This window comes from Spirosoma litoris (assembly GCF_054776755.1).
In genome coordinates this window covers 1-26181 of sequence record NZ_BAAHBI010000071.1, presented here as the reverse complement: position 1 = coordinate 26181, position 26181 = coordinate 1, and the positions used below count along the sequence as shown (strand labels likewise).

23 protein-coding genes and 1 riboswitch are annotated in these 26181 nt (G+C 47.3%); of the genes, 11 read left to right on the top strand and 12 right to left on the bottom strand.

Annotated features, from left to right (window positions below; translation table 11 throughout):
- Nucleotides 1–176 precede the first annotated feature (176 nt).
- Nucleotides 177–1532 carry an amidohydrolase gene (locus tag ACYVGR_RS33885; RefSeq protein WP_460964781.1) on the top strand — a complete coding sequence of 452 codons (1356 nt, stop codon included), beginning with the start codon at nucleotides 177–179 and terminating at the stop codon, nucleotides 1530–1532.
- Nucleotides 1533–1649: 117 nt separating this feature from the next.
- Here the strand turns inward: ACYVGR_RS33885 and ACYVGR_RS33880 are convergent, their stop codons facing one another.
- The 3 genes from ACYVGR_RS33880 to ACYVGR_RS33870 form a co-directional block, all read right to left on the bottom strand.
- Nucleotides 1650–2447 (bottom strand): SDR family oxidoreductase, encoded by a 798-nt coding sequence (locus ACYVGR_RS33880; RefSeq protein WP_460964780.1) that lies wholly within the window; start codon nucleotides 2445–2447, stop codon nucleotides 1650–1652.
- 67 nt (nucleotides 2448–2514) lie between these two features.
- Nucleotides 2515–3438, bottom strand: coding sequence for a S66 peptidase family protein (locus tag ACYVGR_RS33875; protein WP_460964779.1), 924 nt, complete (start codon nucleotides 3436–3438; stop codon nucleotides 2515–2517).
- 120 nt (nucleotides 3439–3558) lie between these two features.
- The gene (locus tag ACYVGR_RS33870; RefSeq protein WP_460964778.1) at nucleotides 3559–4545 is read right to left on the bottom strand and encodes an ion channel; all 987 of its coding nucleotides are present in this window, start codon (nucleotides 4543–4545) and stop codon (nucleotides 3559–3561) included.
- Between the two features lie 107 nt (nucleotides 4546–4652).
- Between ACYVGR_RS33870 and ACYVGR_RS33865 the strand changes: the two genes are divergently transcribed.
- Together ACYVGR_RS33865 and ACYVGR_RS33860 are read left to right on the top strand one after the other, a co-directional pair.
- Complete coding sequence (locus tag ACYVGR_RS33865) at nucleotides 4653–6254, top strand: Na+/H+ antiporter (RefSeq protein WP_460964777.1); 1602 nt, start codon at nucleotides 4653–4655, stop codon at nucleotides 6252–6254.
- Nucleotides 6255–6442: 188 nt separating this feature from the next.
- Nucleotides 6443–6943 carry a BRCT domain-containing protein gene (locus ACYVGR_RS33860; RefSeq protein ID WP_460964775.1) on the top strand — a complete coding sequence of 167 codons (501 nt, stop codon included), beginning with the start codon at nucleotides 6443–6445 and terminating at the stop codon, nucleotides 6941–6943.
- 117 nt (nucleotides 6944–7060) lie between these two features.
- Here ACYVGR_RS33860 and ACYVGR_RS33855 read toward each other — a convergent pair whose 3' ends face one another.
- Nucleotides 7061–8980 (bottom strand): CocE/NonD family hydrolase, encoded by a 1920-nt coding sequence (locus ACYVGR_RS33855; RefSeq protein WP_460964774.1) that lies wholly within the window; start codon nucleotides 8978–8980, stop codon nucleotides 7061–7063.
- 462 nt (nucleotides 8981–9442) lie between these two features.
- On the opposite strand from ACYVGR_RS33855, the gene ACYVGR_RS33850 reads away from it, so the two are divergent.
- Together ACYVGR_RS33850 and ACYVGR_RS33845 are read left to right on the top strand one after the other, a co-directional pair.
- Complete coding sequence (locus ACYVGR_RS33850; RefSeq protein ID WP_460964773.1) at nucleotides 9443–10444, top strand: glycosyltransferase family 2 protein; 1002 nt, start codon at nucleotides 9443–9445, stop codon at nucleotides 10442–10444.
- A complete protein-coding gene (locus ACYVGR_RS33845) occupies nucleotides 10393–11193 on the top strand; it encodes a polysaccharide deacetylase family protein (RefSeq protein WP_460964772.1) in 801 nt (266 codons plus the stop codon). The genes ACYVGR_RS33850 and ACYVGR_RS33845 overlap by 52 nt, the downstream gene beginning before the upstream one ends.
- A 76-nt stretch (nucleotides 11194–11269) precedes the next feature.
- Here ACYVGR_RS33845 and ACYVGR_RS33840 read toward each other — a convergent pair whose 3' ends face one another.
- Nucleotides 11270–11596: a DciA family protein gene (locus tag ACYVGR_RS33840; protein WP_111344273.1), complete on the bottom strand. Its 327-nt coding sequence runs from the start codon at nucleotides 11594–11596 to the stop codon at nucleotides 11270–11272.
- Between the two features lie 190 nt (nucleotides 11597–11786).
- A riboswitch (SAM riboswitch) is annotated at nucleotides 11787–11890 on the top strand.
- A gap of 217 nt (nucleotides 11891–12107) precedes the next feature.
- Between ACYVGR_RS33840 and ACYVGR_RS33835 the strand changes: the two genes are divergently transcribed.
- From ACYVGR_RS33835 to ACYVGR_RS33820, 4 genes are all read left to right on the top strand, one after another.
- Nucleotides 12108–13421: an O-acetylhomoserine aminocarboxypropyltransferase/cysteine synthase family protein gene (locus tag ACYVGR_RS33835; RefSeq protein ID WP_460964771.1), complete on the top strand. Its 1314-nt coding sequence runs from the start codon at nucleotides 12108–12110 to the stop codon at nucleotides 13419–13421.
- 93 nt (nucleotides 13422–13514) lie between these two features.
- On the top strand, nucleotides 13515–14594 hold the full coding sequence (locus ACYVGR_RS33830; RefSeq protein WP_460964769.1) for a homoserine O-acetyltransferase family protein: 1080 nt from the start codon (nucleotides 13515–13517) through the stop codon (nucleotides 14592–14594).
- A 20-nt stretch (nucleotides 14595–14614) separates the two neighbouring features.
- Nucleotides 14615–15208, top strand: a complete 594-nt coding sequence (locus tag ACYVGR_RS33825) for a GDSL-type esterase/lipase family protein (RefSeq protein ID WP_460964767.1) — start codon at nucleotides 14615–14617, stop codon at nucleotides 15206–15208.
- Nucleotides 15209–15283: 75 nt separating this feature from the next.
- Nucleotides 15284–16012: an esterase family protein gene (locus ACYVGR_RS33820; RefSeq protein WP_460964765.1), complete on the top strand. Its 729-nt coding sequence runs from the start codon at nucleotides 15284–15286 to the stop codon at nucleotides 16010–16012.
- A 152-nt stretch (nucleotides 16013–16164) separates the two neighbouring features.
- Here the strand turns inward: ACYVGR_RS33820 and ACYVGR_RS33815 are convergent, their stop codons facing one another.
- From ACYVGR_RS33815 to ACYVGR_RS33785, 7 genes are all read right to left on the bottom strand, one after another.
- A complete protein-coding gene (locus ACYVGR_RS33815) occupies nucleotides 16165–16803 on the bottom strand; it encodes a sterol desaturase family protein (RefSeq protein WP_460964763.1) in 639 nt (212 codons plus the stop codon).
- 272 nt (nucleotides 16804–17075) lie between these two features.
- Nucleotides 17076–17891 (bottom strand): alpha/beta fold hydrolase, encoded by an 816-nt coding sequence (locus ACYVGR_RS33810; protein ID WP_460964761.1) that lies wholly within the window; start codon nucleotides 17889–17891, stop codon nucleotides 17076–17078.
- 258 nt (nucleotides 17892–18149) lie between these two features.
- Nucleotides 18150–19232 carry a lipase family protein gene (locus ACYVGR_RS33805; RefSeq protein ID WP_460964760.1) on the bottom strand — a complete coding sequence of 361 codons (1083 nt, stop codon included), beginning with the start codon at nucleotides 19230–19232 and terminating at the stop codon, nucleotides 18150–18152.
- 125 nt (nucleotides 19233–19357) lie between these two features.
- Nucleotides 19358–20179 (bottom strand): 5'-methylthioadenosine/adenosylhomocysteine nucleosidase, encoded by an 822-nt coding sequence (locus tag ACYVGR_RS33800; protein WP_460964759.1) that lies wholly within the window; start codon nucleotides 20177–20179, stop codon nucleotides 19358–19360.
- Nucleotides 20180–20260: 81 nt separating this feature from the next.
- Complete coding sequence (locus ACYVGR_RS33795; protein WP_460964757.1) at nucleotides 20261–21583, bottom strand: NCS2 family permease; 1323 nt, start codon at nucleotides 21581–21583, stop codon at nucleotides 20261–20263.
- A gap of 82 nt (nucleotides 21584–21665) precedes the next feature.
- On the bottom strand, nucleotides 21666–22397 hold the full coding sequence (locus ACYVGR_RS33790; protein ID WP_460964755.1) for a glucosamine-6-phosphate deaminase: 732 nt from the start codon (nucleotides 22395–22397) through the stop codon (nucleotides 21666–21668).
- A 96-nt stretch (nucleotides 22398–22493) separates the two neighbouring features.
- The gene (locus ACYVGR_RS33785) at nucleotides 22494–23876 is read right to left on the bottom strand and encodes an alkaline phosphatase D family protein (RefSeq protein WP_460964753.1); all 1383 of its coding nucleotides are present in this window, start codon (nucleotides 23874–23876) and stop codon (nucleotides 22494–22496) included.
- A gap of 42 nt (nucleotides 23877–23918) precedes the next feature.
- On the opposite strand from ACYVGR_RS33785, the gene lysA reads away from it, so the two are divergent.
- Nucleotides 23919–25181 carry a diaminopimelate decarboxylase gene (gene lysA, locus ACYVGR_RS33780; protein WP_460964751.1) on the top strand — a complete coding sequence of 421 codons (1263 nt, stop codon included), beginning with the start codon at nucleotides 23919–23921 and terminating at the stop codon, nucleotides 25179–25181.
- A gap of 104 nt (nucleotides 25182–25285) precedes the next feature.
- A complete protein-coding gene (locus ACYVGR_RS33775; protein ID WP_182458423.1) occupies nucleotides 25286–25999 on the top strand; it encodes a YebC/PmpR family DNA-binding transcriptional regulator in 714 nt (237 codons plus the stop codon).
- The last annotated feature ends 182 nt before the right edge of the window (nucleotides 26000–26181 follow it).

The following is a 26181-nucleotide window of genomic DNA, read 5'->3' as shown; positions in this document are numbered from 1 at the left end:
TTGTTTTGGGGCGACTAAGTCATCAATCATTATATCTGTAAATGAAAAATATAAAATTGTTTTCGCTGTGTTTAAGGTGATTTGACTTAAGAAACTGGCTATAAATCAATATTTTCTACTGTCTTCTGCGTAACTTGAAAGACAAATTTAACTTGTGCCAAAAATTATACATAGTAATGAAAAAACATACTTTATTCGTTTCTTCACTAGCCTTTGCTGGCCTTTTGGCTCATACAACCTTCGGGCAGGTCGCTACATTGAATGCGCGTATGGATAAAACCGCCGAAGGACTTGAGAAAAAAGTAGTCGCCTGGCGTCGTGATTTTCACCAACATCCAGAACTAGGTAATCGGGAGTTTCAGACGGCGGCTAAAATTGCAGCTCACCTGCAATCGCTGGGCATGGAAGTGAAAACGGGTGTTGGCAAAACAGGCGTTGTTGCCTTGCTCAAAGGTGGTAAGCCTGGGCCAGTAGTAGCGTTGCGAGCCGATATTGACGGGTTACCCGTAACCGAACGGGTTGATGTCCCCTTTAAATCGGAAACCCGCGTTGAATACAATGGGCAGCAGACAGGTGTTATGCATGCTTGCGGACACGATACGCACGTAGCTATCCTGATGGGCACAGCCGAGATCTTGGCATCCGTCAAAAATGATCTGCGGGGTACGGTTAAATTCATTTTCCAACCTGCCGAAGAAGGCGCGCCTGAAGGTGAAGAAGGTGGCGCATACCTGATGGTGAAAGAAGGCGTTCTGGAAAACCCGAAAGTCGATGCCATTTTTGGGCTACACATCAACTCGCAAACTGAAGTCGGTACGATCAAATATCGGCCCGGTGCGACAATGGCCGCTGTTGACTCGTATGCCATTAAAATTAAAGGGAAACAAACCCACGGTGCTGCTCCCTGGTCGGGTGTTGACCCAATTGTAACATCGGCGCAGGTGGTGATGGGTTTACAAACGATTGTAAGCCGGAACGTAACCCTTACCGATAATGCGGCTGTGGTAACAGTGGGTGCGTTACACAGTGGTATTCGGCAGAATATCATTCCCGAGGAAGCGAACATGATCGGTACAATCCGCACGTTCAGCCCCGAAGCGCAAAAGCTGGTTCATCGACGTATTGATGAAATTGCAACGAACATTGCTGAAAGCGCGGGAGCTAAAGCCGAAGTGAAGATTAACGTCATGTATCCGGTTACCTACAATGATCCTAAACTGACGGATCAGATGGTGCCGAGCCTGGAAGCTGTGGCAGGTAAAGCCAATATCAAACTGACGCCAGCGCAGACCGGAGCCGAAGATTTCTCATTCTACCAGCAGAAAGTACCGGGCTTCTTTTTCTTTTTAGGCGGTATGACCAAAGGCAAAAAAGTAGAGAATGCTGCTCCGCACCACACGCCTGATTTTCAGATTGATGAAGGTGGATTTGTATTAGGTATGAAATCGCTCTGCCGTCTTACCACGGACTATATGGAGTTCGCCAGCAAGGGCGTTGCCGTTAAAGAATTGACAACGGCGAGCGGGCATTAAAAAGTTGTTTCAGGTTTCAGCCGGGCCGCCGGTGCGGTTCAATGTTTCAAGTTTACATTCATTTAGACTTTGGAACATTGAACCGCACCGGCGGCCCGGCTGAAACTTGAAACAAAGTTAAGCACCTTCCCGATTTCGCAGAATTCGCGATAATAATCCGGGCAGAAAGCGCTTTAAGTAAATACCGTAAATTTCGGAGCCGCCGATATAGACTTCCTCTTTTTCCTTCGAAACGGCTCGCAGCAGTCGTTGGGCGAACTCATCAGGCATCATTCCTTTCTCTTGATTGTCATCCATTTTGCCGTGTGTTTGTCCATCGGCCCGGAGTGCATTGACTGAAATTTCCGTTTTGATGTAGCCAGGACAAACAATCGTTACACGCAGTCCTTCGTTGTGAACTTCGGCTCGAAGTGCATCGAAAAATCCATGCAGGGCGTGTTTGCTTGCACAATAACCCGACCGTTGCTTCGTCCCTAATTTACCTGCTACACTGCTTGTCACAATAAAATGACCACTACCCTGCGTCAGCATGAGTGGCAAAACAGCTTTAGTAAGCGCTACAACCCCAAAGAAATTTACGTCCATCAGGCGTTGATAGACCGAGAAATCGGTGTCGAGAACGGTGCTCCGCTGGGTGATGCCCGCGTTTTGAAACAGGTAATCGACGCGACCAAAGCGTTGCCGTACCTGCTCAACATAATTGGGTAGACTGTCTAGCGCAGTCATGTCCATTGGCAAGACCAATACATTCGAGGGGGGCAAGCCTGTTTGGCTAGCTACCCGTTGCAATTCTTCTTCCCGGCGGGCCGATAACACCAGTTTGACGTTTTCTAATTTGCTTACTTCCAGGGCAATAGCTTCGCCAATACCCGAAGATGCGCCAGTAATCCAGACAACAGAGTTAGTGAGTGGCATAGATTAGGTTTTTCTGACAGGATTTACGGGATGGACAGGATTTAATTTGAGAAGCTAAAAATCCTGTTCATCCTGTAAATCCTGTCGAAAGAAAATCAATTCGTGCATTTCCTTTCTCCACCACCAACTCGACTATTTTTCCAATAGGAAGTGCCAGGTTAAACTCGACGTGGCCAGCGGGGAAATCGAATAAGACGGGATAGGGGTAAACCGAAACCGTATCTGCAATGATCTCGAAGGCATCTTTCCCAAAGGGTAATGATTGATTTCCGCGCATGTCGGTAAATTGACCTACAACTAACCCGGTCAAATTAGCCAGTCGGCCGGAGCGTCGGAGTTGGGTCATCATTCGATCAAGCGAGAAAAGCGTTTCGTCGATGTCTTCGATAAACAGGATTTTTCCGGTGAAATCGATATCGGTTGGTGTGCCGATTGAATTGACTAGCAGGGTTAGATTACCGCCAACGAGCGCACCTTTGGCAGAGCCTGTTCGGTTCAGTGGGTGCGTTGGGATAACATAATTTTTAGGAAACTCCCCAAACAACCATTGGCGAAGTGATTCCAGCGAAGCCGCCCGCGCAGAGTCACCAAATTGCCGAGGCATCAGGCCGTGAAGACTCACGATGTCATTGTTGTGCAATAAACTTAAGAGAACCGTGACGTCGCTAAACCCCACAAGCCACTTAGGATTTGCTTTTAGGCTGGTTAAATCGAGATCATCCGCAATACGATAACAACCATAACCACCCCGCGCAGCAAAAACAGCCCGAACGTTTGGGTCATCGAACAGGCGTTGAATATCGCTCCGACGTAACTCATCCGAACCCGCAAAAGGGCCATCAATGGCGTGCAGGCTTTCGCCTTCAATGACATTGAGATGCCAGTCTTCGCGCAAAATTCGTAGCCCATCGGCTAATTCTTCATAAGGAAACCAGCTGGCAGGAGCCACAATACCGACCGTATCGCCGGGACGTAAAAAGGGGGGGAGCATTCAGGTTATAGTTTGGGATTTGAGGTTTACGGTATTCGGTTTGAGGTTTACGGTTGGCTGACGCGCTAGTAGCATTTATGCGTCAGCCAACCGTAAACCTCAAACCGAATACCGTAAACCTTAATTTAATTCAGCTTCTTCGGTTTCATCGAGTTTATCCAGGTCGAGTCTGGTTTGCTGATCACCATCGAACATCGGACGGAACTTGTGCCCCCAGAGAATTTCATCGTATCGATAGGAAAAGCGTGTATGCACACTCTGAACAAAGGTATCGTCTAAGGCCTGAAACGAAATCAAAATTTCCGAATCCGATTGCTCAAGCTCTTCGGGCGTACAGCCGTACAACGGACTCTTTTCGGTAATCGGATGAACCAGCGTCCAGTTGGCCGGAAAGAACGAAACTTTATTCCGTTCAAAGTTGAGTGGGTAATATTTCCGGGTAAGCGTGCCATCCCCTTTCGGTTCCAGGCGGGTCAATGTGGCTGTTATTTCCAGGTTAATAAGTTGGTTCGGACGGGTGTTTATGATCCGAAACATCCAGGCATTTACATCCAGATAAGGCGCAAAGACTGATCGTTTCGAAAAACGAATGCGGGCGAGTGGGCGCGAAAATCGTCCATACAATAAACCTGTAGCAAGGGCGAATGCCAGTAACCCAATCATGGACTCAAAAGCCGCAATCGAACTGGTCAGGAAGCTATTAGGCGAAATATGGCCATATCCAACGGTCGTCAGCGTTTGTGAACTGAAAAAGAAACATTTCCAGAAAGGGCCGTTTAGCTTTTCATCCGCGATACCGACTAGTGTACTAGGATCGGTGAGCATATAGACCCCGGCAAACAGCGTGTTAGTGAACAAGTAAGCAACCAGAAGCCAGCTGAAAAATTGAACCCAGCTCATGGTAATCAGCCGATTGTATACATTCAATCGATCCCAGAGCGACCCATGCTGCCGGACCAGATTGAAACTGCCATCCTGATTGACCAGCCTTATTTTTGAATCGGTTAACTTCGTGCCAAAACCAAGATCTGTACGCTTTTCTTCCTGCTCAACTAACTGGCTGTTTTGGGGTGCGTGGTTAGAAAGTTGGCGAGTTTGTGAATTCATAGCGAATCGGTTTGTTAATAAGCATAAGCTGTAGCACTAGGTCGGTTAACAAAGTTATCGCTAATTTGTCGTGCTCAACCCGAATCATCCCACATTCTATTTACTCAATGCACCCAATTGAAATTGTAACGGGTTTACTAGGACTGACAACCTTACTGGCGGTAGTGGCCAGACGGTTTCGAATGTCATACCCAATTTTGCTGGTTATTGTCGGACTGCTGATTGGCTGGATACCCGGTTTGCCGTCGGATATTCTATCGCCCGATGCTGTTTTCCTGGTTTTTCTACCGCCGTTGCTCTATGCAGCAGCCTGGCAGATCGACAACGTTGAATTGAAAATGTACAGCCGCTCGGTTTCGTTGCTGGCTGTTGGACTGGTGTTATTTACCTCTACCGTCGTTGCTTTCGTAGCACATGCCGTCATTCCGGGTTTTTCGCTGGCACAAGGTTATTTACTGGGAGCAATCATTGCTCCGCCTGATGCGGTAGCGGCTTCGTCAGTCATGCGGGGGTTGAGTGTTCCGAAGAAGATTTCGACCATACTGGAAGGCGAAAGTTTGGTGAATGATGCGACCAGCCTGATTATTTACCGATATGGTTTAGTCGCTATTTTAACCAATCAATTTGTGCTTTGGGAGGCAAGCCTTCAGTTTGTTGGCATTGCCATCGTAAGTATCGCCATTGGGTTGCTCATTGGCTGGATTATGCTTTGGGTACATCAGATCATCAGCAAAGATGCCGTTATCAGTACGGCATTAACGCTGCTGACGCCTTACGGAGCTTATCTAGTTGCCGAAAATTTCCATCTTTCCGGCGTACTGTCGGCTGTGGCTACGGGCCTCTTTCTATCGACGCGCACTTCCATCTTGTTTTCGTACCATAGCCGATTGCAGGTTAATTCGGTTTGGGAAATTGTTGTTTTTCTGCTGAACGGGCTGGTGTTTATTCTGATCGGGCTGCAACTGCCCATGATTGTTTCTAATCTGAACGGGTATTCGCTGCCTGAGTCGGCCCTGTATGGGTTACTCATTAGTGGCGTAGCAATTGTGTGTCGATTAGTCTGGGTATTTCCGGGAGCTTATGTACCTCGGTGGCTGAGTGCGCGTATTCGAAAACGGGAAGAAAAACCAACTTGGCAACAGCTTGTTGTCATTGGTTGGGCGGGTATGCGTGGGGTAGTCTCGCTGGCAGGTGCCCTGGCATTACCAACTACGATGCCCAATGGCGAACCCTTTCCAGCGCGCGACCTGATTCTGTTCATTACGTTCATCGTTATTTTAATCACGCTGGTTGTTCAGGGGCTTACACTGCCGATAATCGTTGAATCGCTCAATGTTCGGGAGCAGATTGATGAAAAGAAAGAAGAGCGTAAACTGCGGCAGAAAATGGCTTTACAAGTGATTACCCACCTCGAAGCTAACCACTCGGCAGGTTCTGTACACGATGATGTGCTGAACTATGTAAAGAATGAATATGAACTGAAAATAAGTGAGCTAAGTGGTATGCTGCGTGCCTCAAGTAATGCACAACGCCCCGCCGAACTCTATCAGCAAGCCATCCGACTTCAGTTGGAACTGATTGACGTTGAACGAACTGTTCTGATTGAACAGCGTCAAAGCAGTTTATTAGATGGAGATGTGCTGCGTAAAATGGAACAGGAACTAGACCTAGAAGCAGCCCGACTTTCGTTGGTTCAACCGGCAGAATAAGCAAGTCGCCATTAGTTGCTTAGAAACTTGTACTCTCCCATTTAGATTCTCGGGTTCGCCCGCGCGGTTGATTTTATAGGGGTTGATTATCAGTAAAATATTGTCAATAGAATCAACCGAATCAACTTTACTAAAGCACTAGTTTTCGCCACTCACAAAGAGCGGCTACCGCATAAACCCTACCCGTCATGATGGTACCTGTATGGATTCTATCGGTTGGCTTCGGTGTCATTGGCATCTATCTACTCATCCAGGGCATTAAGCGAATTATGAAGGCAGCTGGCGGCTCCGTTTTGCTCAAGCTACCATTGACGCAAAAAAGTGGGCAGTTTGTCGTTACCAATGCGGGCGATTACACCATCTGGCAATCTGGAAGAACTTTACAGCGAGTGCCAATGAAGATGTCTGCTCCTACTATCCAGGCTCTACTGACAGGTGAAAAGGTCACGGTGAATCCAACTTTTTCAAGCATACGGGTGAATAATGGCTGGGAGGGCCGTATCCAGCTATTTACATTCCGGGCTGAAGCCGGGGAATACAAATTAGAACTAGCAACTCCTTATCCAGAATCGGCCTACGCTCTTGAAATTCGGGAGCGCAAGCCGGGTTATTTATTGGTTTTTGGTATTCTGATTGTTCTTCTTGGGGCCGCCTGCCTGATCGGTGCGATGGTTTTACCCGTCATTTAGGATAGTACTGACTATAGCTAAGAATGAGATTTAAACACAGAGGCACAGAGAACACAGAGCTTTTATTTCTTTTTTGTGTTCTCTGTGCCTCTGTGTTTAACAATATACTTCAAATCATTATTTTAACACGCTGACTGTTACGCTGGATGGCTGCCGAGGGGAGAAATAAACCCGGTGGGTTGCCTTCTGGAAATCAGCTTCTGTTGCTTTGTAAATATTCACAAACGTCTGCGGGTTACGATCGACTAGCGGGAACCAGGAACTCTGGACCTGTACCATTAATTTGTGGCCTTTTTTGAAGGTATGCGCTGCATCCTGCATATCGAACTTCACTTCCGTTACCTCACCGGGTTTCATGGCTTCGGGTTTTGAAAAGCTGTTGCGGAACTTGGCCCGCATGACTTCACCCCGTACCAGCAGCTGAAAACCACCCATTTTAGTCCCTGGAATTGGGCTATTGTTGGGCGCATTGTTCGGATACACATCAATCAGCTTGACCACGAAATCGGCATCGGTACCCGTTGTAGAAACGAACAGGTCGGCGAATACATTTCCGGCTATGGTTACATCTTCCGTTAACGTATCCGATTCATAAACCATCACATCAGGACGCGTAGCCGCAAAACGTTGATCTTCGTACATGAAATCACTTCCCCGAATATTTCGGACTTCGGCTGTGTACGGAACCGGTTTTTTAGGGTCACTCACATATTCATCGAATGGCGTTGAACTGGTTTTGGGCAGCTCAAACGACAGTTTTCCATTGGGGTGGAAATAGAGTTTTTTCTCCTGTGCAGTCTTGGGCGGCCATTGATCGTATTTGCTCCACTGGTTTGTGCCCGTATCAAAAATATACGCCTTAGGAAGTTGTGGGTCAGGTTTGTCTTTTAGGTAATGACTGAAAAACGGAAATTCGATGGTTTCCCGGTAAAACTCCGATGTTTTGCCGCCAAAGCGAATATTACCCAGTGATTCGCCCGTTCCGCGTGCCCAGCCGCCATGAATCCACGGTCCCATAATCAGTGAATTGGGCGATTTTGGATTATTCCGCTCGATACCGGCATACGTTTTAAGGGGCCCATACAAATCTTCCTGATCGAACCAGCCGCCAACCGTCATAACGGCGGGTTTAATATTCTTCAAGTAAGGAACGGGTGTACGAGCCTGCCAGAACTCATCGTAGGCTTCATGATTCATCATGTCGTTCCAGATGGCGTTCTTTTCTTTGAAAATTCGCTCATTCGCATTTTTGATCGGTCCCAGATTCATGTAAAACTCATAACCGCTCGGCGTACCATAAGCCGAAAAACCAGGACTGTTTTTGGGCGTGGGAACAGGTCGAGGTTGGCCGTAAGAAGACAGAAAGGCAAACGTGCCCATCAGGAAAAAAGCACCGTTATGGTGACGGTCATCGCCCATAAACCAGTCGGTAACCGGCGCTTGAGGAGAAGCCGCTTTCAACGCGGGGTGTGCATCAATAATCGTTGTTGTGGTATAAAAACCGGGTGCCGATATGCCCCAGGTACCTACGCGCCCATTGTTGTTCGGAATGTTTTTAAGAAGCCACTCAATGGTGTCGTAGGTATCGGACATTTCATCAACGTCGGTCTTCTTTTTCTTGTTGGGTATATACGGCTTTACGGCCACAAAGTCCCCTTCGGACATATATTTGCCCCGTACATCCTGATACACAATGATGTAGCCATCCCGCGCAAAGAGCATTGATGGCCCGAGCGACGTTTTGTATTTATCCTCGCCATAAGGCGCTACACTATAGGGTGTCCGATCCAACATGATCGGGTACGTCTGATCGGTATTTTTAGGTACATAAATTGAGGTGAATAATTTCACTCCGTCCCGCATCGGAATCATGCGCTCCAGTTTGGTATAATTCTCCCGAACATAGGCCGAATCGGCTTTGTTGACGCCTGATCCCTGAGCCACTAGACGTTGAGCTAGTAGCGACAGAATCAGGCAAAGAAGGAGACTCAGAGTTTTCGGTTGCGTAGTAGTCAGTTGATGAATGGTAATTTTCATGAATGAATAAACAGGTTGTATTGACGACTATAAGAGGGAATAAAACAAAGTTAGCCGGAACTACGGTTTAGGCCTACCGAGTTGGGGGTTTATTACGGTGAGATTTATAGATAAATACGTTTTTAGTCAACCTGGCCTACTACTCTTTATTCCAGGAACCATTTAGCAGAACATTCACTTTTCGGAATAAAGCAGCTGCCTATAACTCATCATAGAGAGCGGTGTTTCGATGTTAAAAAATGTTAACCGTTCGATTCGTGAAGCACCTTTATGGGTTACTTAAAGTGAATTTTTTATAAGATCTGCCTGATATTCAATTATAACTAATTGGAGTAGTCATATCTTAAAATAAAGATTTTATCATGAGTAGTTGTTTTTTTGGAATTATTAGGTAGATATACCTATATTTAACCAAATTTTAAGGCGTACCCACTCGTAACGATCTTGATTAATCAATAAACTATGAAATTTCATTCAGGTATGATCAGTCTGGTCGTGCCAGCTTTTAACGAGGAAGAAAATTTACCCGTATTGGTTCATCGCCTGATGGCTGTTATGGCACAATACGAATCCTACGAAATTCTGATTATAGATGACGGTAGTTCTGATCAGACCCGTTATGTGCTCAGGCAGTTAAGTAAGGAATACCCGGTTGTTCGTTTCCTATCGTTTTCCCGAAACTTTGGCCACCAGATGGCCCTACGTGCTGGTTATGAAAACGCTCGTGGTGAAGCTGTTATCTGTCTTGATGCTGATCTTCAGCATCCTCCCGAACTCATTCCGACCCTGATTGCCAAGTGGCGCGAGGGATACGAGGTCGTGTATACGGTTCGCCGTCCCGATCCTAAACTGTCCTGGTTTAAGCGGACAACTTCGAAGTATTTCTACAAAGTTCTGCGGAACGTTTCGAACCTGGAGATTGAAGATGGCGCGGCCGATTTCCGCTTGCTTGATCGGAAAGTGGTGAATACCATTAAACAATTTAAAGAAAACGACCTCTTTCTACGGGGCGCTATTTCGTGGGTTGGTTTCCGTCAATGCCGCATTTTGTACGAGCCTGCTGCTCGTTATGCGGGTCGTTCTAAATACTCATTCCGCAAAATGCTGCAATTGGCAGCTATGGGAATAACGTCGTTCTCGACCCGACCACTCTATTTGTCGGTATTACTTGGTTTTGGGATGTTTCTGTTTGCTGCCTTGTTTGGTGCGGAAACACTTTATGAGCATTACTTTACCAATGCTACCGTATCGGGCTGGACAACACTGGTGTTGCTCATGGTACTGGTTGGCGGGGTGCAGTTCATCATGATTGGTATTATCGGTGTATATTTGGGCAAAACGTTCGTCGAAGTAAAAGGACGACCTGCCTATATTATCGGCGATACAAGCGAGATTGAGGAGACTGTAACAACATGGCAATCACCAACCGAGGTGGACGAGATATTTTATTCACCGTTGATGTAGAAGAGTTTGATACCGCCGTTGAATTCGGCCATGATATTCCGTTAAGCGAACAAGTGGCCGTTTCAACGCGTGGGTTGACTTTACTAGCTCAGCGGTTCGATGCAGTGGGCGCTCGCACCACGCTTTTTACAACGGCCAACTACGCCCTCCACGAACCAGCCTTGATTCGGAGTTTAGCCGAAAAGCACGAAATCGCGTCGCACGGTTATTTTCACACGACTTTCGAGCCTGCTGATCTGCTCAAATCCCGACTAGCGCTGGAAGAGTTATTAAAGCGTCCTGTAACTGGTTTTCGTCGGGCGCGGATGGGTTATGTTGACCCAAGCGATGTGCATGACGCTGGTTACCAATATAACTCATCGCTACATCCAACCTGGCTTCCGGGTCGATACAATCACTGGGGCGAACCTCGCCACCCATTTAACGAGTTGGGGGTTTGGCAAATTCCGGCTTCGGTTACGCCAACTGTACGGATACCGCTGTTCTGGCTAAGTCTGAAAAATTTCCCATTATCCTATTATAAATTACTCTGCCGCCAAACGCTGGAGGCCGATGGTTTTTTGAATCTATACGTTCATCCCTGGGAGTTTACCGACCTGTCGGGCTACGAGAAAATTCCAGCCTACGTGCGTAGGCACTCAAAGGATGAATTGCTCGATCGGGTCGAAAACTTACTTCGATTCCTGAAACCACTTGGTGATTTTAATACGATGGGAGAATTTGCAAACCAGTTGAGCAGGGAAAATTAGCGGAGTTTATATCAGTCAAAAATGAAAATGCCATATCTTGGAGATATGGCATTTTCATTTTTGACGAAAACTGATTTTAAATGAATATAACATCGTCAATCACATCAGACCCCATGTCTTTATTGACTAACTGAATAAGTTTCTGTTTGGCATTAACGAGTTCGTTACGAAGTGGGGCCGACCCAATTTCAATATGAAGCTTGCGGTCTCGAACGTACAGGCGGTTTGTACGCGACGCAATGGCTGGCCCCATCATACGTCCCCAGAAAGCCTCCAGGTAGGTTTCGTTGAAGCGAGTCTGGAGCTGATACGCTTTTAACAACTGCCCGATGGCATCTTTTAAGGACGTGACGCCAGCCACTCTGGTGGCATTTTCACGGTTGTAGCGATACGTTTGGTTCATTGGGCAGTATGTCTTACTACAAAAGTAAACAAGGAATCGACTTGATGAATGACTAGCGATCGACAAATCGGAAAAAATGTACGAACGGATAGAAAAAGCATCTAGTGTTTGGATTCGCACCGTTTGGCTAGTATACTTGCGCTATCAAGTCAATTGTTACGCGTCAAGTTAAGTCATACCGGCGCGCGTTGATTTATACAGAAGTGGGGAGAGATCAGGCTCTTTGAACCACTGGCAACCTACCACACGGCAAGGTGCTAACTCCTGCCTAAAGTTATTTAGGAACTATAAATCGTAACCTACATGCTCTACATCCAGCAATGTATGCCCCCAGGGGCCTGCTAAGCATTCAGCACCAACCACCACGAAAGCCGGGAGGGTTTGTCGTGCGCTCCTAAAAAGCTATAAAGTTTTACAGTCATATAGTTGTATCGTTTACTACGCAGTAAACATGTCCAGAGGTGCTGAACTTTATAACCCAACAACCCTATAACGTTTCAACTTTTTTACCATGTCTGAACTTCATTTCGATACTCTCCAGCTACACGCTGGTCAGGAACCCGACTCGGCCACTAACGCTCGGGCGGTCCCTATTTATCAAACAACGTCGTTTGTCTTTAATGACTCAGCGCACGGGGCTGATTTATTTGCGCTGAAAGCGTTTGGGAATATTTATACCCGGATCATGAATCCAACGTCCGATGTGTTCGAGAAGCGTATTGCCGCCCTCGAAGGGGGCGTAGCTGCGTTGGCCGTAGCATCGGGGCAGGCGGCTCAGTTTATTGCCCTGAGCAATATTCTGAGTGCTGGTGATAATTTTGTAACGACCTCATTTCTATACGGCGGAACCTACAATCAATTTAAAGTTTCGTTCAAACGGTTGGGCATCGAAGCCCGTTTTGCGGATGGCGATAAGCCTGAATCGTTTGCCAAACTGATTGACGAAAATACCAAAGCGATTTACCTCGAAACCATCGGAAATCCTGGATTCAATATTCCTGATTTCGATGCGTTTGCTGCTTTGGCGAAAGAGCATGATTTGCCCCTTATTGTGGATAATACATTTGGCGCGGGTGGTTACCTCTTCCGACCACTCGAACACGGAGCGGCTGTGGTTGTCGAATCGGCTACGAAATGGATCGGTGGACATGGTACGAGCATCGGTGGGGTTATTGTCGATGGTGGTACCTACAACTGGGGCAATGGTAAATATCCACAGTTCAGTGAACCTTCGGAAGGCTACCACGGCCTAGTCTTCAGCGATGTGTTTGGCGTAAATGGGCCGTTTGGAAACATTCAGTTCATTATTCGTGCTCGCGTTGAAGGCCTGCGCGATTGGGGACCAGCCATTAGCCCATTCAATTCATTCCTGTTGCTTCAGGGATTAGAAACGCTGTCGCTGCGTGTTGATCGTACGGTACAGAATGCGCTGGCGTTGGCACAATGGCTCGAACAACATGAGCAGGTTGAGGCTGTGAATTATCCCGGTCTGGAAAGCAGTGCCTATCATGATCTGGCTAAAAAATACTTGAAACGCGGTTTTGGTGGCGTTTTCTCGTTCAAAATAAAAGGAGATAAAAACGCTGCCGATCAATTTGTCAATAACCTGAAATTAGTAAGCCATCTGGCAAACGTCGGTGATTCAAAAACGCTGATTATTCACCCGGCGGCCACCACACACCAGCAACTAAGCGAGCAAGAGCAAGCGAGTGCAGGCGTTGAAGTAGGCGTATTGCGGGTGTCGGCAGGTATCGAGTATATCGATGATATTAAAGCTGACTTCGAGCAGGCGTTTGCCAAAATTGCCGAATCGGTAGGTGTTTAACAGGTTTCAAGTTTCAGGTTCAATGTTCCAGGTCTATGAGCTTGGGGCATTGAACCTGAAACCTGAAACATTGAACCTGAAACATAATTTCCTTTGGATCTCCAGTATTTCGATTATAAATATTCGTTCGCGCTCGAATCGGGCGAAAGCCTGCCCGGATTTAGGTTGGCTTACACTACACGCGGCAGGCTCAATGAAGACCGCTCGAACGTCGTATGGGTGTGCCATGCGCTGACCGGTAATGCCGATGCAGGCGATTGGTGGGGTGGCATGGTTGGCCCCGGTAAATATTTCGACCCTGAAGCCCCGTCAGGAGCAGGGCAATTTATTGTGTGTGCCAATGTGCTAGGGTCATGCTATGGCTCTACAGGTCCTTTATCTGTGAATCCTGCAACGGGTAAGCCTTTTCATCACGATTTCCCAATGGTTACGATTCGGGATATGGTGAATGCGCTGGATTTACTTCGACAGGAGTTGGGTATCGAAAAGATTCACACCTGTATTGGCGGATCTGTAGGCGGAGAGCAGGCGCTGGAATGGGCCATTTATCAGCCAAATCTTATTGAAAACCTGATCGTTATTGCGGCTAGCGCCGTAGCTTCTCCCTGGTGCATCGCCTTTAACGAAGCGCAACGAATGGCTATCGAAGCCGACCCAACCTGGCCAGAACAACGCGACGATGCGGGCTTGGCAGGTATGAAGGCAGCCCGCGCGATGGCCATGATTTCGTACCGGAATTATGATACGTATGGGTTCACGCAGGCGCTGGATAACAATGAGCAACTAGACGGCTATAAATCGGCTAGTTACCAACGCTATCAGGGCGAAAAGCTGGTTGAGCGGTTTAATGCCTTTACCTACTGGACTCTCTCAAAGGTGATGGACTCGCACAACGTGGGCCGTAACCGAGGGAGTATCCTCAATGCACTGGCACAGATTAAAGCCCATACACTGGTTGTCGGTATTCGCTCCGATTTATTGTTTCCGCCAGTTGAGCAACAATTTCTGGCGCGCCATATTCCAGATGCCACTTACGAAGAAATTGATTCGTTATACGGACATGATGGCTTTTTGATTGAATTTCGGCCACTGGCTAATATGATTCGTAAGTGGATGGGTGGTTTGGCGGTTTCGAAAGCGAAGATGGCCGAAGCGGTGAAAGAAAATAAATAGTCATTGATAAAGACAATTGGATGTTCTGGTACGAAGCCGAAATTCAACAAATAGAAAGTAAACTGAGTAGCTTACCACCAGCTTCAGATCGAGTCGTTTTTTATGGTAGTTCATCCATTCGGCTTTGGACGACGTTGGCTCAGGATTTCCCCCAGATCAATACCCTCAATTTAGGCTTTGGGGGTTCTACATTAGCCGCCTGCGCGTGGTTTTTCGAACGAGTTATTATTCCGGTAAAGCCTAAGTCGATTGTGTTTTACGCGGGTGATAATGACTTGGGCGATGGGCGACATCCGGAAGAAGTATACCTCTTCTTCTGCGCTTTTGCTGATAAGCTACGGACGCTGCTACCCGGTGTGCCCCTTTCGTTTCTGTCAATAAAAATTAGCCCTTCGCGTTGGGGTATTTCTGAACGAATACGGCATACGAATAAGTTGATCTACGGCGAACTGGAGAAATACGCTGATTATCAATATATCGACATGACTACTCCTTTACTAGGTAAGGATGGTCGTCCGCGTAATGAATTGTTTGAAAGTGATGGCTTGCATTTAAGTCCGGCAGGATACCGAGTGTGGCAGCAAGCGTTACTGAAAAACGCCCGATTTTTTTAATGATTTGTTTACCTGCCAGGTAGCGTTTATCTGCAATAGTTATTGCAATTTCACAGATACTTAATGTATGCCGCTATGCAACGCGAGTATCATAAATGGTTCAGTCCGAATCTGAACCGTGACATGGAGTTGCTCATCTTTGGCCACGCAGGAGCGCGGGTCCTGGTATTCCCTACCCGTCGCGGACGATTCCATGAGTATGAAGACCTTGGCCTCGTTTATGCACTCGCTGATCGGATTGAAAATGGCTGGTTGCAGCTTTTTTGCGTAGACAGCGTAGACCGAGAAAGTGTCTACAATCGATACGCCAGTCCGCAGGACCGTATTCGGCGGCATAATCAGTACGAGCAGTATATTTTAAATGAGGTGCTCCCCCTTTCCCGCCTGAAAAATCCCCAGCCGTTTATGATTTCGCATGGTTGTAGCCTGGGGGCCTATCACGCGTTGAATATCGCGCTTCGGCATCCGCAATGGTTTGGGAAAGTTGCCGCTTTTAGTGGTCGTTACAATTTATCGGAACCCGTAGCTGAGTTTCGGGGCTTATTTGATAACTACTACGACGAGGAAATCTATTTCCACAGCCCGAATCATTTTGTTCCCAATTTGAACGACGGCGCCATTCTTGACCACTTGCGCCGAATGCAAATTGTAATGACCATTGGTGCCGAAGATCCCTTTCTCCACAGCAATCTGAATCTAAGCGAAGCGCTCTGGTCCAAAAACGTATCGCACGAATTATACCTCTGGGATGGTCGGGCGCACCAGGCCGATGATTGGCAGAAAATGGTGCAACTGTATCTCTAATTAAAGTATTTTTAGAATACACCGTGTGCCGTTCAAGTGCTGTCAGTTAGTAGTAACCTGCGCAGTGAGGTTAATCATAAACGCAAACGAGTCTCTTATCTTCTCTTAATAAAATAGATTAGACAACTACCTCATATTGAGGGGACTTTCAATTAGTTTATGGCTTTTTCTTTGCTTTTTGCCACGAAAAGCGTTCGGAAAACAATGTCCCAAAGTTTACTGCTTACGCCAAAGCCTGATTCGGCATCGTTGAAGTGATGAACCATATGATGGGTTTTCATTTCTTGTAAAAACGGATTTGATGATTTGGCGTGGTGAATCGCATAGTGCATCATGTCATAGATAAGATACCCGGTTATGAAGCCGGCAAAAAATGGATACACGTAGCCCTCACCCAGTACATAATAAAAAGCCAGGTAGAAAATAGCGGCCAGGGGCGCCCCTAGCAAGGGTGGCATAACTAAACGCTTCGAATCATTGGGATAATCATGATGTACCCCGTGCGTTAAAAAACTGATTCGTTTGCCTAAAGCTGTCGTTGGATGAAAATGGAAGATATATCGGTGCAGCATATATTCCGCCAATGTCCAAAATGCGAGTGCACTGATAAAGAGTAGGATTGAAGCAAGTAAGGACACTCCGCTAGTGAACCCTTTGTACAGCGATACGATCACTACTGGAACCCAGAAGAGTAGAGGTATACTCCAGTGTACTCTCGAAAATAGGTCAAGAACTGGATTTTTGAAGATCCGGACAGATTCATCCTTCAACGATACATAATTCTTTGCCATGCCTCCTTTTTTGTTTATCAAGTGTAAAGATAATCGGTGCCGGGTACAGGAAGTGCTACTATGTCTAAAATTGAGATAGTTGTAGGGCAATGTCGTCATAGGGCCTTTCCAGTACAAATCCCTCGTCGAAGCTAGTACTTTACCAAAATAGATTCTATCGATTCTTTGGATTCTATCAACTTTGATTATCAGCACAATAGGACCAACCGCGCGGGCGGCCCCGAGAATCTATAGAATCCCCTAGAATCTAGTTTGCCAAAGCACTAGTAGATTCAGTTCAAAAAGCCATCCAGATAACTTAAGATGGTGTCCGTTTGCATCATAAGGGAAACATGTCCTTGCCCAGGAACAATAGCCAATTGGGATTTTGGCATGGCTCCCAGATCAGTACACCGCTCACCGCCCAGGAGCTGATACGTTTTTATCAATTCAAGTTTATCCAACCCGTCATTGTCGCCGGCTATGATCAGGACAGGTGCAGAAATTTGCGAAATATTGTCATCCCCCAGGTCAAATGGCGTTGACGCCGAAGCGATCATCTGTTCCAGGAACGCGGTCCATTTGCTTTTATCCGGTGCCACAGCCTCATAGGCAGCTTGTAAAGGCGTGTTTGTGAAAAACTCAGGCTTTGTTTGCTTAAACCTGTCGGTTATTTCTGACATCCAGCCACTACTTTTATAGGTGGACGAAATGATCACTAATTTCCTTAACCGTCCGGGGCTTTGTATAGCAAACTGGTAAGCCACAGAGCCGCCAAAGCTATAACCTACTACATCCGCACTATCAATGTTCAGGTGATCCAAGAGGCCTTCCACATCACGGGCTAACGTGGCCCTTGACAACTTTCTATCTGAAAGCGGGGTATGCCCATGTCCCTGCAATTCAACAGCAATGACTTTCCTGTTTTTTGACAATTCGGGTATGAATTGTCCCCAGTTCATATCAATGGTCATATACGCACCATGCAGCAACACGATAGGGCTACCCTCGCCATATACTTCGTAATACATATCGATGCCGTTAACAGGCGCATAACCACTGCTGTGAGACTTGCTTTGTTGTTCGCTGGATTGAGAAAAGGCAGACATAGTACTTGCTATTAGTCGTATTGAGTTAAGTGGATTGCCTGTTTGACTGGATTTTCAGAACAGGATACAGGATTTTTGACTTTATCGATTACCCAAAGATAGAAAGCGTTTGAGCGTTTCTCGATGTGTAAAAGCGACAGTTTCAGGGGTGAATGCGACAAATAGTATCGATCCACACCCTGACGTATCGGCTAAGTTTTTCTCGCTATTTATTCGGTCTGATCAGCAACTCATGTATCCGTTTCAACGCCTGATCTCCTACGGCAACTTCTCCGTCAGGTACAAATAAGGCGGGTGGAAGTGATGTGTAAAGACCTTTTCTTTACTGTCGGGGTATTTTTTGAAATACGCGCTGTCGGCTAGTAAAACAATGGTATTTCCTGTTCTGACGTAGTTGTTGCTGTTATAATATTCGGGGGCCACATACCCATTCAGCTTCTTTTTGACTGTGCTGGAAGCCATTTTGCCCAGATATTTCTGATAGTTCCTTTGGGCTTTTAGCGATGGTTTGCTCAGGCTATTATATACATATTTCAACACAATGCGTTTGAGCAGTTTCTGCTTCTTAATCAGCGCAGGCGCTCCTGCAAAGGGATTCGTCGTATTAAAGTCATTGACGGTCTGGAGCGAAAAAGGCACTTCGGGGACCCAATCGGCAGAGTTAACCACGTTATATGCCCAACCCATTTGCGTAGCCGCTTCATATTCATAGGCATAATAAAGATTCCCCGGTTTAGGACCCGCACTACAATACGTTTTGAGTTGAATATCTGCCGGAAGCTGGGACTGCTTCTGTAGATTTCGCAAATAAGAGGTAAGCAGAAACGCAATGGCACCTCCCTGACTGTGGCCCATAATCAGGATATTTTTGACACCAGACCGGTAGCTGGAATCAATTTTGGGCAGAATGTCTTTCGCCAGAAAGGCGGTACTAACCAACCAGCCTACATGAACCGCTGCCTGGGGATGCTCGGCCAGATCGTAGGTGAATTTCTCCGTATCGCTAATTTGTAGCTCCCCTTTGGCTGGAACCATAGCTGCGTAAAAATTGGCCAGCCAGCTAACACTATTGGCCGTTGTTCCCCGAAGACTAATGACAGCAACACCTTGATTATTACTCCATAAGTCCCACTTATTATCTAAGCCAACGACCTTGGAACGATAAATCAGTTTGAACTGCTGAGGTGTGGGAAAGGCATGAACGTAGGTCGAATCGCCAAATTGTGCCGATACCTTAAGCATTTCGATGTATTCGGCTTTATCAAAACCCGGTTTGAGCGGCTGGCCCAAAAGTGTTATCGGTAATACAAACAGGGCAAGGAGCGGGGCGATGTGTTTCATAAGTGAGCCATGTATAAAGCGCTGAGACCGGACTTGGGCTGTTCGCGGGAGGAATTACATGGCTCAAAGATGAACGAAAAGTTGTCTGCTCCCAATAAAAGGTAACCTTTTTGAGGGAGTGGAAACTACAACGACTTCACCAGGGCGATGACTAGTTTTGCGGAGTTACGGGCAGCTGTTGGGTAAAATTTGTCGTAGGCAATGTGCGCTTCGGCGTCGGCGCGGTCGCTGAGACTGCGGATAACCAGAAGTGGTACCTGAATTTGGTAACAGACCTGTGCAATAGCGGCTCCTTCCATTTCGGTTGCATCGGCCCCGAAATTAGCGCGTAGACTTTTCCCTTTTTCCGACGAAGCCACAAAGACATCACCTGTTACAACGGTTCCGGTAATAACCTTAACGGGTCGGTCTGAAACACCCCCCGACGCCAGGGGAATTCCTTCGAGTGGAACCGTTTTCACAACGGTTTCGGCTAAACGCAACAAGGCAGAATCGGCTGGGAAATAAAGTGGATTGAACGCTTTGGTGATCGCATTCCGAGTCTGTTGCGTTGGCGTGTTTTTATCAGTAATTGAGCTATAATCGTGGTGGGCCGTTTGTTTGGCAATGACAATGTCGCCGGGTTGTAAATCGGGGTTGGTGCCGCCCGCAATACCCGTAAACAATATGCGTTGGGGGCGAAAATAATCGAGCATTAAAGCCGTTGTCATGGCTGCATTGACTTTGCCAATCCCTGTTTCGGCCACCACAACTTTCTGATTTCCAATATTACCAGTCGTGAATGTGACACCATCAACCAGAATAGTTTTCGGCTTTTTTAATTGTTCTTTGACTAAGGCTACTTCAGCGCCAAAGGCACCTAATAAGCCGGTGATGTTCTTCGGTTTATATCGTTGCGCAACTGTGAAGTGGGAAAGAAAGAGGAGAAATAGCGTTATTTTTTTCATTAGAGAATGGGCGTAGCCATGATGTAATTTGAATAAAATTTCAGCTACCGATTTTAATCGGTAGTTTATGGTGTTAATGCATCAATGACCACTGGCCAGAGCCAGCACACAAAACACATCGACAATCCACAAGCCCAGCGGAACTTCACGACTTTTGCCAACGGCAACCTTCACGACAGTCCATGATAGGAAACCCCAAATAAGGCCCTGCGTGATGGAATAGCTAAATGGAATGAGAACAAGGGCCAGGAAAGCCGGAAGCGCGTCATCTAACTGCCCCCAGGCAATGCGCGTAATTGGCTTCATCATAAATGCTCCAACCAGTACCAGGGCCGGGGCTGTGGCAATGGCTGGAATGACTGATAATAAGGGTGACAGAAACAGGAACGGTAGAAAACAACAACCCGCCACGATGGCCGTCAACCCTGTTCGCCCACCCTGTGCAATACCCACCGCCGACTCGATGTAGGCCGTTCCGGGGCTGGTACCAAATAAACCCGCCAGGGTTGTTGATACGGCATCGGTTAATAGCGAACGATTCAGGTTGTGCGGATTGCCATCGGTATCCTGCAAACCACCCGCTTCGGCCACCCCGACAAATGTAGACAAGCTGTCAAATAAATCCGTGAACGCAAAGGCAAAAATAACTGGCCAGAGCGACCACGATAATGAACCGACCAGATCTAATTTCCCAAGCAACGAAAAGTCAGGAGCAGCCCAAAGTCCCTGAAAATTGACTAATGTTTTCTGTCCGAAATTAATGGCCGACGCATCACCCCAAAGGCGCCCGATAGGCCAGGCAGCTAAGGTGGTTAGAATAATGCCAATGATTATAGCACCGGGCACATCGCGTACAACCAGAATGCTGGTTAATAATAAACCAAAGACAAACGTGAGCACAATTGGATCACTAAAATGGGCGATACTCACCAACGTGGCAGGATTGGCCACAATAAACTTCGCATTCTCGAAGCCAATCAGTGTAATAAACAGGCCAATACCTGCCGAAACGGCGTAGCGCAACGGTTGCGGAATCGCTCGTACAATAGCCGAACGGACATTCAATACGGATAATAACAGGAATAAAACGCCAGCCCAGAAAACAGCGCCGAGCGCTACTTCGGGCGCTATACCCATGCCTTTAACGGCAGTAAACGTAAAGAAGGCGTTTAAGCCCATGCCGGGGGCTACTACAATTGGGTTGCGGGCGTATAAGCCCATCATCAGACTGCAAAAAAACGATAGTAAGACCGTGGCTGTCAGTACACCACTAAACGGCAATCCGGCCTGACTCAGAATAGCTGGATTGACAACAATGATATACATCGTTGCCAGGAAGGTAGAAATACCGGCAAGAATTTCAGTTCGGCGGGAAACGGCGGGGAGTTGGGAGGAAGGAGACAAGTAGTTTGAAGTTTGTAGTTTGAGGTTTGAAGTTGTCTTCTTAGAACTTCAAACCTCAAACTACAAACTTCAGACTATAAACTCAAGCACCCGTCAGCAAACTTCCGGCGGCTTCATCGACCCAAACCTGGCCATTGGCGTGTGTTTGCAGAATACTGGCTGGCATTTCTTCCGTTATCGGACCACGTAGGGCCTCTCGAAGAACGGGTGCTTTCTTCGCTCCACTAACTAATAGAACGACCTCCTTAGCTTCGGTCAGGTGGCGAAGGCCGACGGTAATTCCCTGAGTCAGGATGGTCTCTTTCTCGAAATATTTCTGCCCAACGGTTATTGTACTTTCCGCCAGGTCAACTACATGACAGCCGAGGGTAAACGGTGTGCCCGGTTCATTCAGTGCAATGTGGCCATTCATGCCCATGCCCACCAGCAATAAATCCAGTCCGCCTTTGGCTTTAATAACTGCATCGATTTTAGCGCATTCGGCTTGTAAATCAGTTGCTTTGGCGTCGAACACATGAACTTGGTCTGGACGCAGATTCAACGGGGTAAACAAATCGCGGAAGACATAATAGGAGCAACTTCCAAAATCTTCTGGACCGAAACCTACCCATTCGTCCAGCCCCACAAACGTACACTGGCTAATATCGACCTTGTCTGATTTTACTAAATCGACAAACCGATGGTAGGTTTCAATAGGGGTGTCGCCTGAGGCTAAGCACAGTAAGGCGTCGGGTTTTTGGTTAATGATAGCCGCAATATGCTCAGCGGTGTACTGCGACAAAGTCGCATGGTCAGGGAATTGATGGAATGTCATTAAGGTATTCGGTTTATAGTATTTGGTTTACGGTGGGCTGACGCGTTAGCTATTATGCGATAGCTTACTGTAAACCAAATACCATAAACCGTAAATCTATTTCAACTCATTCGCTCGTATTTCTTTCGTCCAGTGTTCGACACCTTTCTGGTCGTAAACTTTCATGGTCAGCACGCGATCCTTTAACGGGCCGCTCACGCTCAAAAGGCCGAAGTTTCGTTCGGTTACTAACGTGTTCGCCACATAAGTGGGCTGCTTCAACTCGTCGGCGCGGGGTTGGGCTACCGACGATGTTAAGGGCGAGATAGTTAGGTCGTACAGGGGATACGTGCCCGGTCGATCTAATTTGTGTAGAATCGAATGGTGACGGTCGCCGGTAATGAACAACACGCCTGGAATTTTGGCGTCGGTAATGGCTTTAAATAATCGATTGCGTTCGGTGCCGTAAATGGAATAATTTTCAAAAGCCTCTGTCGGATTGACGATTTGACCACCCGTTACAATAAACTTAAAAGTAGCTTTGCTAAACGTCAGGGCGTCAACCAGCCACTGCATCTGTTTATCGCCAAAATAGGCTTTTTCCGGGCCATCGGGCATATCGTTCGGTGCCCGGAACGTTCGGTCGTCGAGTAGGAAAAACTGGCAATCGTTCCAGAAAAATGTACCGGCACAGCCTTCCGGAAACACAAAGTTCGGATTGGTCCAGAATAGTTTAAACGCTTCGAGCGTAACAGGTTTGAGCCAGTATGACCGATCTGCATCATTCGGGCCGTAATCGTGATCATCCCAGGTTGCATAGTTATGCGTATTGGCCAGCAGCGGCTGCATTTCGGGCAATGAGCGCGTGTGAGTATAGCGTCGCAAAACGCCCGTTCTCGTATTCCAGTCAACTTCGCGCGTGTAGGTATTATCGCCGGTCCAGAGCATGAAATCCGGTTTTTGGGCAGCCACCGCCGTAAAAATCTCGTAGCCACCGCCGTAAGGTTTACCCGGACGATCCACCTCAGGTTCGTTGACGTAGGTGCAGCTTCCGACGCCGAAGCGAAACGTCGGAGGGTCGGTCCGCCACTGCCATAGGGGTTGGGTCTGAAACTGGGTCGGGTAGGGCAGGCTCACCTTCTGGCCCTCGATCAACAGTTCGTAGGTGTACTTTTTTCCGGGTTCCACCTGATCGGCGAGCAGGTGGGCTGTAAAAGCCGTTTGCCGGTTGGTTTGTACTTCGTTGGTCAGATGGTTGACACTCGGGTTATCCGTATCATGGTAGCGGATCTGAACTTTGGCAGGTTGTTTAGTCTGCGCCCAGAGCATCACCTCGCGCATTTCCGAATAGCCAACCATTGGGCCAGACTGGAGCTGGCTTTGGCTGGCCGATTTGGGCTTTGAGGGAGCAACTGACGTTTGCCGTTTACCTGGTTGTTGGCCAAATAACACCAACGGACCTAATAACGTGAGTAGTAAGAGAAATTGAATTTTGTACATGGGGGAAAGATGGCGTAATTTTGCGGCTCGTTTGACAAAGTTATGCAACTAAATAACCAAACCTACCAGATTCAGGGCGTCGATGTACTGGCCATAGCCGACGAGTTCGGGTTACCTTTATATGTGTATGATGCCGATAAAATTATCGAAAAAATAGGCTTACTCCGGTCTTCCTTCGCCGGTGTTAACCTAAAGATAAAATACGCGGCTAAAGCGCTAACCAACGTATCGATCCTGAAACTGATGCGGCAGCAAGGTGTGGAGATGGATTCGGTTTCGGTTAATGAAGCCCGAATGGGTATGCTGGCTGGTTTTACATCGGATCAGATTATGTTTACGCCCAGCGGAGTTTCGTTCGAAGAAATCCGGGAAGCGATTGACATGGGTCTACAACTAAACGTAGATAGCTTGTCGCTGCTGGAATGGGTGGGACAAAATTACGGGAGCAATGTTCCTGTCAGTATTCGGATTAATCCGCACATCAGCGAAGGCGGCAATATCAAGATTTCGACAGGGCACGCTGATTCTAAGTTTGGGATTTCAATCCTGCAACGGACGGATATAAAAGCGCTGGTTGACCAATATCAGATTTCGGTAACGGGTTTGCATATTCATACGGGTTCGGATTTTAAGAATGCCAATGCGTTCTTAAAAGGTGCCGAGGTGTTATTTGCCCTCGCCAGCGATTACCCTAACCTGACCTTCATTGATTTCGGAAGTGGCTTTAAAGTGGCTTATAAAGAAGGAGACCATATTACAGATGTGGCCGAGTTAGGCCGTCAGGTCTCTGCCGCGTTTCGTGATTTCTGCCAACAATACGGTCGAGAGCTGGAATTATGGTTCGAACCAGGTAAATTTCTGGTAAGCGAAAGTGGTCATTTGCTAGTCAAAACCAATATCGTGAAGGAAAACCCAACGCGGACATTCGTGGCGGTAGATTCGGGACTGAATCACCTGATTCGCCCAATGATGTACGATGCCTATCACGACATCAAAAATATCTCAAATCCGACGGGAGCCGAGAAAACGTACAATGTAGTCGGGTACATCTGCGAGACGGACACGTTTGCCACCGATCGCCCTTTGCCCGACGTTCGGCCCGGCGATGTGCTGTCATTTGAGAATGCGGGAGCGTATGGCTTCAGCATGGCTTCGAACTACAACGCCCGTTTCCGCCCAGCCGAAGTATTGGTTTATGAAGGAAAACCTTACCTGATTCGTCAACGCGAAACCTTTGAGGATTTGCTGCGCGGACAGGTCGATGTAGCAGTTTTGAATCCTGAAACAATTGAGCAAGTAAGATAAAAGGTATAGTTTACGGTTTGAGGTTTACGGTGGCTGACGCGAAAACAACTCATGCATCAGCCACCGTAAACCTCAAACCGTAAACCTCAAACTAGTAACTAATAATGGGACGCGCATTTGAATACCGGAAAGCCCGGAAAATGAAACGTTGGGGGCAAATGGCCAAAACCTTTACCCGCATCGGAAAAGACATCGTGATGGCCGTTAAAAGTGGCGGTCCTGATCCTGATAGCAATGGTCGGCTTCGGGCTATTATCCAGAATGCCAAAGCGGCTAACATGCCGAAGGAAAACGTAGACCGGGCAATTAAAAAAGCCTCGTCGAAAGAGCAGGAGGACTACAAAGAAATTGTGTACGAAGCCTATGCTCCTCATGGTATTGCGCTCGTGATTGAAACCGCTACGGATAACCACAACCGGACGGTTGCCAACGTACGGAGCTACCTGAACAAACTCGGCGGTAGCCTGGGCACACAAGGCATGCTCGACTTCATGTTCGACCGCAAATCGGTATTCCGGATTCCTGCTGAAGGCATTGATCAGGAAGAGTTGGAGCTGGAATTGATTGACGTTGGAGGAGACGAAGTTGAACTTGACGAAGAAGCGAATCAGTACATCATTTACGGCGAGTTCACCGCTTTCGGTAGCCTTCAGAAATTTCTGGAAGAAAAAGGCTACGAAATCAAACAGGCTGAATTCGAGCGGATTCCGAACGACTACAAAGAGTTAACCGACGAAGAGGTTGCCGACGTTGAAAAGCTCATCGAACGTATCGAAGAGGACGACGATGTGCAGATGGTGTATCATAATATGAAATAGAAAACGGAGAAAAGGGAGTAGGGGGAGGAAAGGGACGAGAGGAACGGTTTGCTACCCTCTTCTCCCTTTCCTCCCCCTACTCCCTTTTCTCCGTTATTTATCTGGCGGAAACCCCCTCTCGAAGGATTTGCACCCACCCCTTGATGAGCTGGGGAGGGGAGTTCTTGTCCAGCATGGCATAA